At 36.4% G+C, this 13,334-nt stretch carries 11 protein-coding genes and 1 pseudogene; 7 read left to right on the top strand and 5 right to left on the bottom strand.

What is annotated here, in order from left to right:
* Positions 1–155 precede the first annotated feature (155 nt).
* From glnG to H3T56_RS04940, 4 genes are all read right to left on the bottom strand, one after another.
* A complete protein-coding gene (glnG, locus tag H3T56_RS04955) occupies positions 156–1,601 on the bottom strand; it encodes a nitrogen regulation protein NR(I) (protein WP_198192170.1) in 1,446 nt (481 codons plus the stop codon).
* Positions 1,602–1,606: 5 nt separating this feature from the next.
* Positions 1,607–2,656, bottom strand: coding sequence for a nitrogen regulation protein NR(II) (glnL, locus tag H3T56_RS04950; protein WP_198192169.1), 1,050 nt, complete (start codon positions 2,654–2,656; stop codon positions 1,607–1,609).
* A gap of 74 nt (positions 2,657–2,730) precedes the next feature.
* Positions 2,731–4,140, bottom strand: coding sequence for a glutamate--ammonia ligase (gene glnA / locus H3T56_RS04945; protein WP_198192168.1), 1,410 nt, complete (start codon positions 4,138–4,140; stop codon positions 2,731–2,733).
* Positions 4,141–4,409: 269 nt separating this feature from the next.
* Positions 4,410–4,913, bottom strand: a complete 504-nt coding sequence (locus tag H3T56_RS04940) for a DUF4952 domain-containing protein (RefSeq protein ID WP_198192167.1) — start codon at positions 4,911–4,913, stop codon at positions 4,410–4,412.
* A 130-nt stretch (positions 4,914–5,043) separates the two neighbouring features.
* Here H3T56_RS04940 and H3T56_RS04935 point away from each other — a divergent pair, with 130 nt between their 5' ends.
* From H3T56_RS04935 to gpsA, 3 genes are read left to right on the top strand one after another with little or no spacing between them, the layout of a single operon-like run.
* Positions 5,044–5,484, top strand: coding sequence for a rhodanese-like domain-containing protein (locus H3T56_RS04935; protein ID WP_065651523.1), 441 nt, complete (start codon positions 5,044–5,046; stop codon positions 5,482–5,484).
* Positions 5,485–5,509: 25 nt separating this feature from the next.
* Positions 5,510–5,992 carry a protein-export chaperone SecB gene (gene secB, locus H3T56_RS04930; RefSeq protein ID WP_086320457.1) on the top strand — a complete coding sequence of 161 codons (483 nt, stop codon included), beginning with the start codon at positions 5,510–5,512 and terminating at the stop codon, positions 5,990–5,992.
* Between the two features lie 42 nt (positions 5,993–6,034).
* On the top strand, positions 6,035–7,048 hold the full coding sequence (gene gpsA, locus H3T56_RS04925) for an NAD(P)H-dependent glycerol-3-phosphate dehydrogenase (RefSeq protein WP_198192166.1): 1,014 nt from the start codon (positions 6,035–6,037) through the stop codon (positions 7,046–7,048).
* Positions 7,049–7,299: 251 nt separating this feature from the next.
* Here gpsA and H3T56_RS04920 read toward each other — a convergent pair whose 3' ends face one another.
* Positions 7,300–8,274 carry an ornithine cyclodeaminase family protein gene (locus tag H3T56_RS04920; RefSeq protein WP_086361594.1) on the bottom strand — a complete coding sequence of 325 codons (975 nt, stop codon included), beginning with the start codon at positions 8,272–8,274 and terminating at the stop codon, positions 7,300–7,302.
* 200 nt (positions 8,275–8,474) lie between these two features.
* Between H3T56_RS04920 and aas the strand changes: the two genes are divergently transcribed.
* The 4 genes and pseudogenes from aas to H3T56_RS11740 all read left to right on the top strand — a co-directional run.
* Positions 8,475–10,622, top strand: a complete 2,148-nt coding sequence (aas, locus tag H3T56_RS04915; RefSeq protein WP_198192165.1) for a bifunctional acyl-ACP--phospholipid O-acyltransferase/long-chain-fatty-acid--ACP ligase — start codon at positions 8,475–8,477, stop codon at positions 10,620–10,622.
* 15 nt (positions 10,623–10,637) lie between these two features.
* Positions 10,638–11,825 (top strand): lysophospholipid transporter LplT, encoded by a 1,188-nt coding sequence (lplT, locus tag H3T56_RS04910; protein ID WP_198192164.1) that lies wholly within the window; start codon positions 10,638–10,640, stop codon positions 11,823–11,825.
* Entirely contained in the window at positions 11,812–12,711 is a 900-nt protein-coding gene (gene murQ, locus H3T56_RS04905) for an N-acetylmuramic acid 6-phosphate etherase (RefSeq protein ID WP_199283280.1), read from the top strand. Before lplT ends, murQ begins: the two co-directional genes overlap by 14 nt.
* A 223-nt stretch (positions 12,712–12,934) precedes the next feature.
* Positions 12,935–13,301: pseudogene (locus H3T56_RS11740) on the top strand (PTS sugar transporter subunit IIA); the annotation flags it as partial.
* Positions 13,302–13,334: the final 33 nt, after the last annotated feature.

Genomic DNA, 13,334 nt, shown 5'->3' with positions numbered 1-13,334 from the left:
TAATTATCATTTGCATTCGATTGTAACTAAAAATAAATAAGTGTTCAATGAACTTTAAGCAAACAGTAAAATAATAATAAATAAATTGGTAAAAACATTAGATAATAATATTAACATTATGACTTATTGCCGAAAAAATCGGCATGCTATCATAATCAATTATCATCTGATAATTCTTTGAGTTTTCTTGTTAAAGTATTTCTTCCCCAGCCAAGCAGATTCGCTGCATCTTGCTTATGTCCACGCGTAAAATTAAGTGCACACTTTAATAAAATTTTTTCAACATCACTCACTGTTTGCGTCAAAATTCCGGTTTTACCAGCTAATAACGCTTGTTTAGCCCACAGTTCTAACAGTGTTTTCCAATCGGTTTCTGGTAATATCTGATTGGTTACATTTTTAATAACCTCATAATTAGTTGGGGCATCAGAAGCCGATAATTGTAATAGTTCTGGAGGTAAATCTTGCACATAAACTTCATTATTGGATGACATTACTGTTACCCAACGACAAACATTTTCTAATTGCCTTACATTACCCGGCCAATTGAACAGACATAAAAGATTAAGAGCATCAGGGCTTAGCACTTTACTTTCAACACCTAATTCTTTGGCGGTGGTACGTAAAAAATGTTCAGCTAATTTAGGTATATCTTGTGCTCTATCACGTAATGGTGGCAATAAAATACGAATCACATTTAGCCGATGGAACAAATCTTCTCTAAATTTACCTTCCCTTACTCTAGCTTGTAAATCTTGATGCGTAGCTGCAATTATACGTACATCAACTTTTACAGGTGAATAACCACCTATCCGATAAAATTGACCATCAGCAAGAACTCTTAATAACCGAGTTTGCACATCCAATGGCATATCACCAATTTCATCTAGAAAAAGCGTTCCACCGTTAGCTTGTTCAAATCGACCATGCCTTATTTGAGCGGCACCAGTAAATGCACCTTTTTCATGCCCAAATAGTTCCGATTCAATCAGATCGTTAGGAATAGCAGCCATATTTAATGCAATAAATGGTGACTGTGAGCGTGGGCTATGAGTATGCAAAGCTTTAGCTACTAATTCTTTACCCGTTCCTGATTCACCATTAATTAGTACGCTGATAGATGATTTAGAGAGTCGTCCAATAATACGAAACACCTCCTGCATGGCGGGTGCTTCACCAATAATACCCGTAGAAGCTTTGCTGGTAGAGGAACTATTAGGTTTATTACTTTGACTTTGTAAAATAGCCCGCTCAACCAACTGAATTACTTCATCGACATCAAAAGGTTTAGGAATATAATCATAAGCTCCCTTTTGATAAGCATTCACTGCAGCATCAAGATCTGAATGAGCAGTCATAATAATCACCGGTAAATTAGGTATTTGCTCTTTGATATAATTAAGCAAAGATAACCCATCAATACCCGGCATTTTAATATCGGATAATAATACTGCTGGCTTCTGTGGATGATTAACTAAAGCATCAATCACTTCTTGACCACTTGAAAAACTGATGCAGTTAAAATGAGCGTTAGTAAGCGCTTTTTCTAAAACCCATCTAATTGAACTATCATCATCAACAATCCAAACATTCATTGTCATTAACCTCATTGTTTGATTGGTAAATAGATAGAAAACTCAGTATGACCTGGCCAACTATTAAATTCAATCTTACCATTATGCTGGTCAATAATATTATGGGCAATAGACAAACCAATGCCGGTACCGCCTTCATAACCACTAACCATTGGATAAAATAATGTATCTTGAATATGCACTGGAACTCCAGGGCCATTATCTTCAATATCGATACGCGCACAAAGTCGGTAACGTTGACCACGCAAGGTGACTTGAAATGCAGTTCTAGTTCTAATCTTAATACAACCAGATTTTGAATCAATTGCTTGTAAGGCATTACGCACAATATTTAAAACTACTTGTTCAATCTGTTCCGAATCATGAGTGAATTCAGGCAAACTAGGATCATAATCGCGGATAATTTCAACATTTAGCGGTTTTTCTAAACATAAAAGCGCATAGATCCGTTCGATCGCTTGATGTATATTCTGTTGTTTCTGTTGTAACCGCTGTTGAGGGCCTAATAACCTATCAACTAAATTTCTTAACCTATCTGCCTGTTCAATGATAATTTTTGTATAATCTTGCAACTCATTGTTAGGTAGTTCTCGTGACAATAATTGCGCCGCTCCTCTTAGCCCACCAAGTGGATTTTTAATTTCATGAGCAAGTCCACGCACTAATTCACGGGCAGCATTTTGTTGAGCTTGCTGTAATTGTTCTTGACTCAACTTTTTATGACTATTTAATGGTGCCATTTCGATTAGCACATGGCCGTTAGCCAGCAATTGTGCAGTTAACGATAAAATATGTAATTCATTGTTTATGACTAAATTAACTTCGCTATCGGTAAAACCTTGATTCTGCTCTAATGCATTTTGCATCAATTCAATATCGAGGGAAAAATAACCTAATAGGTCGGGAAAATAACTATCTAATATTTTTTTCGAACTTTGAGCAAGTAACTGTTGTGCAGCGGTATTGGCATAAAGAATATTGAGTTTTTTATCAAGTAATAAAATATTGGTAATCATTGAGTCGAGAACAAGATTTGCATCAGATTCATTATCAAATGTCATCGTTGGCTCTCCGTTCTCATTAGATACCACCGCCCTTCAGCGGTGGTTAAAGCTTTAAGTAATACAATAATGACTTATAGACTGTAGTAGAGTTCAAATTCAACCGGATGTGGTGTCATACGAACACGATCAACATCTTGACGTTTTAAGTCAATATAAGCATCAATGGTGTCATTAGTAAATACATTACCACGAGTTAAGAATTCACGATCCGCATCTAAAGCATTTAGCGCTTCTTCAAGTGAACCTGCAACTTGTGGGATTAATTTAGACTCTTCTGGTGGTAAGTCATATAAGTTTTTATCCATCGCATCACCCGGATGAATCTTATTGATAATACCATCTAAACCTGCCATTAATTGTGCTGCAAATGATAAGTATGGGTTACCGGCTGGATCTGGGAAGCGAACTTCAATACGACGCGCTTTAGGGCTAGTAACCACTGGAATACGAATTGATGCAGAACGGTTACGCGCAGAATAGGCAAGCATAACTGGTGCTTCATAACCTGGTACTAAACGTTTATAAGAGTTAGTCGCTGGGTTCGCAAAAGCATTAATCGCTTTAGCATGTTTGATAATACCACCGATATAGAGTAACGCCATTTCAGAAAGGCCAGCATATTTATCACCAGCAAAAAGGTTTACGCCATCTTTAGCAAGCGATTGGTGACAGTGCATACCAGAGCCGTTATCACCAAACATTGGTTTAGGCATAAATGTCGCAGTTTTACCATAAGCATGAGCAACATTTTGGACAACATATTTATAGATTTGAACTTCGTCAGCTTTTTTAGTTAATGTATTGAAACGACAAGCAATCTCATTTTGGCCTGCAGTTGCAACTTCATGGTGATGAGCTTCAACCACTAAACCAAGTTGTTCCATGATTAAACACATTTCAGAACGAATATCTTGTGACGAGTCAACCGGAGGAAGTGGGAAATAACCACCTTTAACACCAGGACGGTGACCTTTATTACCTTCTTCGTATTTAGTACCTGAGTTCCAAGCAGCTTCGATATCATCAATATGTACAAAACTACCAGACATTGGTGCGCCAAAACGCACATCATCAAATAAGAAGAATTCCGGTTCTGGTCCAAAAATAACCGTATCAGCAATACCTGATGATTTTAAAAACTCTTCAGCGCGTTTAGCAATTGAGCGAGGATCACGGTCATAACCTTGTAATGTCGCTGGCTCTAAAACGTCACAACGAATATTTAATGTTACATCTTCAAAAAATGGATCAATCACTGCGCTTGATGCATCTGGCATTAACACCATATCTGATTCGTTAATCCCTTTCCAACCAGCAATGGAAGAGCCATCAAACATTTTACCATCTTCAAAAAAATCAGCGTCGATTTGACTAACAGGAATGGTAACGTGTTGTTCTTTACCTTTAGTATCAGTAAAACGTAAATCAACAAACTTAACATCGTTTTCTTTTATTAGCGTTAAAACTTTTTGTGTAGACATGTAGCTTCTCCATTAAGGACATATAATATAAGTGTTCAGTTTAAAGGCCGATTTGCCTATTTATTAAATGATATGCAAATATGATGCCAATTTGTTAACCACTATTTTTGCATGGTTGTTATTGGTTAGATAATAGCAAAAAATAACATTAATGCACCAAAATAATGCATAAAGCACCAAAATAACGCACCAAAATGTAACATAAAATTACTTATGCTACATTTTTGCTGAACTTGAACATCATTAATTTGCTAAAAAGTGTTGTCGATTTAAATATCGTATTTTCGAAAACCGGTTATGGTTAAATAAAAAGTCGTTTCATCCCAATCACGTTTGAGTGTTTCACCTGAAGAAAACGACGCCTCATATAATAAGTTATCCTTTGGATTAACGATCATTACTGGTTTTTGTTGATGCCAATAACAGCATAAATATTTCAGATCCCCCATTCCCATAGTTTTAATCAAATATTGGTGGGCTTGCTTAGCATATTTACCGTCAACTTTATAAATTACTGTTATCGGCCATGTTTGACCTTCATCTTGCATTTGACAATCATAATATTGAAAATAATCAGGTGCATTAGCATCAATTTCCTGAAAAAAATCTCGACAGGTTAAATTTGGGTCAAACAGTAATGGCTCACCGGTTATTTGCATATTTTTATCTAGATTTGCGGTTTTATTTGTCGCTGAATTATTTAGATCGGCTAAAACTGACGGGATTACAGTAATCAAAAGTAATGGCAGTAAGATAAATCGTTTAAATAACATTAATTCTCTCCTTAGAATTCTTTAGATCTTATCAACTTAAAATAAGATTTCTCCCTTTAGATCTGTATTTCAGTAGACAATATCGTTATAATCTTATCTTATTTTTAATAAATTAGGTAATCATAAAAGTATGGACTTTGTTACGCTCGAAATTATACCTTTTGTCAAAAATCATCATTTACTTTCATTAGGTTGGATTGTGTTATTTGTTGCAATCATTGTATTAACCGTAAAAATTAAATTGTCAAAAGTGAAAATAATTAATAACGCGCAAGCAATTAATATGATCAATAAACAAAATGCGGTTATTGTTGATATTCGTTCAGCAGATAGCTTCAAAAAAGGGCATATTACTGAATCACACAACATTCTACCCGTTGATATTAAAAATGCTAGTGCGAAAACTATTGAAAAATTTAAAGAAAACATCATTATTGTGATTGATGAAAATGGCTTAACATCAGCAGGTATTGGTGAAGTATTAGTCAAACAAGGTTTTTTACATGTATTTACATTAAAAGATGGTATTGCTGGTTGGAACGGCGAAAACTTACCATTGGTTAGAAAATAATATAATTTTAAAATAAGGTTTTATCATGACAGAACAAAACAATACACAACAACCTGAAACACAATTTGCAATTCAACGTATTTACACTAAAGATGTTTCTTTTGAAACCAATAATGTCCCTGAAATTTTTACTAAGCAGTGGCAACCAGAAATGAATTTAGAGCTAAATTCAGCATCACAAGCATTAAGTGATGAAGTGCATGAAGTTTCTTTACGTGTTACCGTAACGGTAAAACAGCAAGAAGAAGTTGTGTATATTTGTGAAGTTACTCAATCAGGAATTTTCTCGCTTATTGGTTTTGATGATGCACAAATTCAACATTGTGTTGGTGCTTATTGTCCAAATATTTTATTCCCTTATGCGCGTGAAGTTATTTCAAGCCTAGTGAATAAAGGAACATTCCCACAGCTTAATTTAGAACCAGTAAATTTTGAAGCATTGTTCATTAACTATTTACAACAACAAGAACAACAAGCGCAAAATAGTGCAACTGAAACCTTACAATAATTGTAATTGTTTGGTTGATTAATCGAGTCTATTGGATTATATATGAGTAAAGATGCTGCAGTGACTGTAATTGGCGCCGGTTCTTATGGAACCTCGCTAGCTATATTACTAGCACGTAATGGCCATGAAACCTTATTATGGGGACATAACCCAGATAAGATGGCTATTTTGCAGCATGATAGACAAAATAGACAGTTTTTGCCTGATATCCCTTTCCCTGAGCAACTGCAAATTGAAGCTGATTTAGCCACTGCTGTTGCTGCTGCACCTATTTTACTTATTGTTGTACCTAGCCATGCGTTTGGTAGTATTCTTAAACAAATAAAACCATTGTTAAGAAAGGATAGTAAAATTGTTTGGGCAACAAAAGGTCTTGAAGTTGATACTGGACGATTATTACAAGATGTTGCACGCGAAGTTTTAGGTGACAAAATTCCATTAGCGGTTATTTCTGGTCCTACATTTGCTAAAGAAGTGGCATCTGGTTTACCCACTGCAGTTACTGTTGCCTCAACTGATGAACAATTTTTAACAGAACTACAAAATTTATTCCACTGTAGTAAATCGTTTCGAGTCTATAGCAGTAAAGATTTTATCGGTGTTCAACTTGGTGGAGCAGTCAAAAATGTGATCGCCATTGGTGCTGGATTGTCGGATGGGCTTGGTTTTGGTGCTAATGCCAGAACAGCATTAATCACTCGAGGATTGGCTGAAATGATGCGATTAGGCGAAGCACTTGGTGCCGATCCCGCCACTTTTATGGGGATGGCAGGATTAGGCGATTTGGTGCTGACATGTACCGATAATCAATCTCGTAATCGTCGTTTTGGTATTTTACTGGGTCAAAACAAATCAATTCAAGAAGCACAAGAGATCATTGCTCAAGTGGTTGAAGGCTGTAGAAATACCAAAGAAGTCTGGTCATTAGCACAAAAATATCATGTCGATATGCCTATTACTGAACAAATCTATAAAGTACTTTACGAATATAAAGATCCAAAACAGGCAGCCATGTCATTACTGGGTCGCTCACAAAAAGAAGAGCTGAAAAGCTAAGTTTCGATCTTAGAACCGCCCTTAACTCGCATTATTTTATTAATAATAGCTAATCTATTGTTGGTTTTAATAAGTAGTACCATTAACGACAATTTTAAGCGCTAAAAAACGCTTTCATCAAATTTTTTATTTTATAGAACTAGTTTATTGTTAATGCTCATAAGAAGCATTATTAATGCCAATTTTAGACATTAAAAAACCCCTTTCCTCAAATTTTTGGTTAAGGGGTGATTTGGGGTTTAAAAGAATTATTAGATAGTAGTTCCAATACCCTTTTGTTTAGCTTTCTGATAAATATCATAACCGACATAGACATCTAAAACTGCTGTTCCCACTGTTTTAAATAACGTGATTTGCTGATCGTTTTGACGACATTTTTGCGGGTCGATAACTAAATCTCCCAATTCATAAAAATCTTGTTTTGTGACTAAATTTTGATTAATTGGGTCGATAATATCACCAGCTTCAGCAAATACACCATCTTTAGTATCAAGTACACGAATATCTGCTTTTGCCACTATATTACTTGGGATTTCGTGCATTTCAGGTGTGTAAGCACCTACACCATTGATATGAGTTCCGGGTTTAACTAGCTCACCATTGAAAGTCACTTCTTTTGATGTAGTCACTGAAGTAATAATATCAGCATGGCGAATATCTTCATCCAAATCTTGTGAAAAATAGAGGTTAGCCGAAAAATGGCCAAATCGTTGTTTCATCTCTTCAGTAAACTGCTTGCCTTTTTTGGCATCAAGTCCATAAATAGCTACATCGGTTAACTGCCGTACCGTTAACATAGCTTCTAATTGTGCCGCTGCTTGCCCACCAGTACCAATTAATACTGCTCGTTTAGCATCTTTTTTAGCTAATAAATCCGTAGCAGCACCTTGTACCGCACCGGTTCGCAATTGCGTAACAAATGTGCCATCTAATATCGCACAAACTTCGCCCGTTTGAGGATCGATCATAAACACTTGTGCCGGAACTGATGGTTTGCCCAATTTAGGATTATCAGGAAAAACCGAGACAATCTTTAAACCAACAACATCGTTTTCTTTAATATGGGCAGGCATAACTAGGCATTGTCCTTTTTGCATATCAAAATTAATACGTAAAGGCACTTCACTATTACCTTGAGTATAAATTTTTAATGCTTGCTTATCTGCTGCTACAGCATCTTTCATGGTATAAAATTGTTGGATATCTTGAGCTGTTAAAACTAACATTTTCATTCCTTACAGTTATTTAACTTTTATTTTACTTTTTTACTATTTATTGTCTATTAATTAATATTTCAAACTAGAAGAATTCGCATAACAAATTGTTTAATTTAAATTAAATTCAATTGAAATTTAGCTTCTTGTATATTGTAATTATTTTCACTATTATGACAGAGTGCAATTTTGCACGGAAATTGAGAAATCAGATGTTATTTAAAATATTAAAATTTTTTTTAAAGATTTTATTCCATGTCAAGATTCAAGGTAATCTTGATAACCTAAAACAAGACAGACTTCTTATCACCCCTAATCATGTTTCCTTTCTAGATGGCGTTTTAATCGGTGTATTTTTACCAGTAAAACCAGTATTTGCTATCTATGCAGGATATATTAATCACTGGCTAGTTCGTTTAGCCAAACGCTATGTCGATTTTGTGCCAATGGATCCATTAAGTCCTATGGCAATAAAAAAATTGGTCCGTGAAATTGAAAAAGGCCGACCAATTGTTATTTTTCCGGAAGGTCGAATCACCATAACCGGATCATTAATGAAGATTTATGACGGTGCGGCATTTGTTGCGGCACGTTCTCAGGCGACCATTGTACCTGTTTGGATAGAAGGTGCCGAATTTACCTTAACCAGTCGCTTAAAAGGCCTATTTAAACGTCGTCTATTTCCAAAAATTACTATTCATGTATTGGAACCAAAATCAATCCCAATGCCTGACGCAGCAAAAGCAAGTGATCGAAGATATATTGCTGGTGAAAAATTACATCAAATTATGATGAATGCCAGAATGGCAAGTCGCCCTAAATTAACCCTTTTTGAGGCTCTACTTGAAGCTCAAGTGCGTTATGGCGTAAAATCACGAATGGTTCAAGACCCTACCACTCATGAAGCCTCCTATCGAAACTTACTTAAGCAGATCATCGGTGTAAGTTGCATTATTTCTAAAATTACCAAACCGAAAGAACGAGTTGGCCTATTACTACCTAATGCAACAATTACTGTTGCCACTATTTTTGGTTTATCAGTTAAAAATCGTATTCCAGCAATGCTCAACTACACGGCTGGTACTAAAGGATTAACCTGTGCAATTACTGCAGCTGAAATAAAAACCATTATTACTTCACGTAAATTTATTAAAAAAGGGAAGCTTGATCACTTATTAGAAGAAATTAACGATGTAAATTGGTATTTCCTTGAAGATTTGCGTAGCAGTTTGAACTTTTTTGATAAACTATACGTTGCCGTACATCAATACATTCCTCGATTAGTTAAACGACGACAATCAAGTCAAGACGAGGCATTAGTTCTATTTACTTCAGGCTCAGAAGGTAATCCGAAAGGCGTTGTGCATAGCCATGGCAGTTTATTGGCTAATGTCGAACAAATTCGTACTGTTATCGATCCAACGCCTGCAGACCGTTTTATGTCAGCGTTACCTCTTTTCCACGCTTTTGGCATCACTGCAGGCTTATTTTTACCGTTGTTCTCTGGCAGTCGTACGTTTCTATATCCAAACCCATTACATTATCGTATGGTACCGGAAATCATTTATGACCAAAACTGTACCGTGTTATTTGGCACACCTACATTTTTAGCCAACTACGCCCGTTATGCACATCCATACGATTTTATGCGTTTACGCTACGTAGTTGCTGGTGCTGAAAAACTTTCTGATGCGGTGCGTGAACAATGGAAAGATAAATACGGTATTCGAATCTTAGAAGGTTATGGTGTAACCGAATGTGCACCAGTTGTTGCTCTTAATGTACCGATGGCATTTAAAGCTGGTACTGTTGGTCGTTTATTACCGGGCATGGAGTCAAGATTAATACCCGTTCCAGGTATTAGCAATGGCGGAGAGCTACAACTTAAAGGCCCTAACGTAATGAAGGGGTACTTACGGGTTGAAAAACCAGGGGCACTTGAAGAGCCTGTTGCTATTGATGAAAATGGTAATGTGGACAAGGGTTGGTATGATACCGGAGATATCGTTGCAATTGATAAAGATGAATTTTTAACTATCAAAGGACGATTAAAACGTTTTGCAAAAATTGCTGGCGAAATGGTCTCACTTGAAAGTGTTGAAGCTTTAGCTAAAAAGGTCGATGTTGATGCCATGCATGGCGCAACAGTAAAAGCCGATGCAGCCAAAGGAGAGGCTATTGTGCTATTTACAACCTCGACTAAATTAACTAGGGAACAGCTGAATCAAGCAGCGCAGGATTTAGGTATCCCTGCATTAGCGATCCCTCGAGATATTCGTGTTGTTAAAGAGTTACCATTATTGGGTACAGGTAAAATCGATTTTATTACCTTACGCAAAATGGCCGATGAGAATCAATAACAGCAAGGATTCGATATGTCTAAACAACCATTGTTATCAGTTGGCATGGCTGCGACCATGCTAGCGCAGTTTTTTTCAGCCTTTGCTGACAATGCAATTTTTTTTGCTATCCTTGCTTTTATTAAGCAGCTCCATTATCCAGAATGGAGCCAATCAGCATTGCAAATCGGTTTTGTAATTCCTTTTATCCTTCTTTCACCTTTTGTTGGTCAATTTGCTGACAGTATGTCGAAAGGCAAAGCGATGATGATTGCAAATGGGGTTAAATTATTAGGTGCAGCGCTTATCTGCTTAAATATCAATCCATTTTTAGGTTATTTTTTGGTCGGTGTTGGCGCTGCCGGTTACTCGCCAGCAAAATATGGTATTTTAGGAGAACTTACTTCCGGCGATAATTTAGTTAAAGCGAATGGCTTAATAGAAGCGTCAACCATTGCAGCTATTTTACTTGGTTCACTTGCCGGTGGCCATATTGCTGATTTAGATATTACATTAGCATTGCTTACTTGTGTTGTTATGTATGGGCTGGCGATGATAGCAAATATTTTTATCCCCAAATTACCTGCTGCTCGACAAGATATTGAGTGGAATTTTATGAGTATGATAAAAGATTTTGCTAAGACATTTAAAATCATCTTTAACACTAAACAAGCACTTTATACTTTGTTTGGTACCAGCCTATTTTGGGGCGCCGGCATTACTCTGCGTTTCTTATTAATCAGCTGGGTACCCTTTGTTTTAGGTATTACCGACAATTCAACGCCAACAAATCTAAATGCGGTTGTGGCAATAGGTATTGTTGTTGGCGCAGGGCTTGCTAGTGCGACGGTTTCAATATCCAATACCTTTCGCTGTATTCCAGCAGGAATATTAATGGGATTGGCGGTTATCGCATTCACGCTACAAAGTAATATGATTAGTTCTTATATATTATTAGTTGTGATTGGTGCATTAGGCGGTTATTTTTTAGTTCCACTAAATGCGTCAATTCAAAAAATAGGTAAAGAGCTTATCGGTGCAGGTAGTGTTATTTCGATACAGAACTTAAGTGAGTATAGTGCAATGATGATTATGCTTAGTGCTTATACTTTAGCTGTCGCTGGTGGATTATCAGTCATTACAATTGGCGTCGGTTTTGGTATGCTATTTGCCATTCTTATTGCTTTTGTATGGTTAGGATTAAAATCACATGCCAAACATTAATTTATCAGTAATGATTACTGAGAATCGCAACAGTGCGAGCGAAAATATTGACTGTGCATCGACACTTGAAATTCTGCAAATTATCAATAATGAAGATAAACAAGTAGCACTTGCAGTCGAAAAACAACTTACCTACATCGCTAATGCCGTGGATGCAATTAGCGATGCATTCCTAAATCATGGCCGTTTAATCTACCTTGGTGCCGGCACCTCAGGTCGATTGGGAATTTTAGATGCCAGCGAGTGTCCGCCTACTTATGGAACAGCTCCTGAACAAGTGGTTGGATTAATCGCTGGTGGGCATCCTGCCATATTTAAAGCTGTCGAAAATGCAGAAGATTCACCCGAATTGGCAATTAATGATCTAAAACACATTAATTTTAGTGCTAAAGATATTTTAGTTGGTATCGCTGCTAGTGGGCGCACACCTTATGTTATTGGCGGCATGCAATATGCAAAATCACTTGGCGCTACAGTGGTAAGTTTATGTTGCAACCCTAATGCACCAATGATTAATTTGGCTAATATTGCTATTACCCCTATTGTCGGAGCCGAAGTCATTACCGGTTCATCAAGAATGAAAGCCGGCACTGCACAAAAGATGATCCTCAATATGTTAACAACAGCCAGTATGATTAAAATCGGCAAAGTTTATGGTAATTTAATGGTTGATGTTGAAGCCACTAATGCTAAGCTTGTTGAAAGGCAAATATCAATTGTTATGCAAGCCACCGATTGCAACCGAGATACAGCTATAACAACGTTAAATCAATGTAATCAACATTGTAAAACAGCTATTTTAATGATTCTTGCCGGACTAACCGCTCAGCAAGCAAAAACAAAACTAGAACAAAATAATGGCTTCATTCGTAAAGCATTAGTATAAAATAATACCTAATTTATTCTCTTATTGAACAGTAGTCTTAGAAAGCATGACATAATTTTTATATGTTAGTTAAATGAAGATTATTTAATCAGTTGACAATTATTGTTATTAATCTTTGATACAGATCAAGGTAATAGCTTATTTTGTTAACTAAAATAAAATTACTTTGCTTTATTTTATTAACTTTATATTAGCAATAATATAGAAACCTAGGAGGTACGTTATGGTTGGAATTATCCTAGCAACTCATGGTGAGTTTGCTGAAGGTATTTTACAATCAGGGACGATGATATTTGGCGAGCAAGAAAACGTTAAAGCCGTTACCTTGCACCCAAGTGATAGTCCAGATAGTTTAAAAGAACGGATGCTAGCAGCAATAGCTACTTTCGATAACCAAAACGAAGTACTGTTTTTAGTTGATTTATGGGGTGGAACGCCATTTAATCAAGCCAATACACTCTGTGGCCAACACCCAAATTGGGCTATCGTTGCTGGCTTGAACCTTTCCATGCTGATCGAAGCCTATTCATCACGTTTATCCATGGATAGTGCCAAACAAGTGGCTGCAGCAATTATAGAGTCAGCTCAGGAAGGAATTCGAACAACTGTTGAAATTGCGGCTA

Origin of the sequence: Gilliamella sp. W8123 (genome assembly GCF_016101085.1) — a bacterium.
Taxonomy (GTDB): Bacteria; Pseudomonadota; Gammaproteobacteria; order Enterobacterales; family Orbaceae; genus Gilliamella; species Gilliamella apis.
Note: the sequence above shows the minus strand (reverse complement) of the source record. Positions and strands in the feature narration are given on the sequence as shown.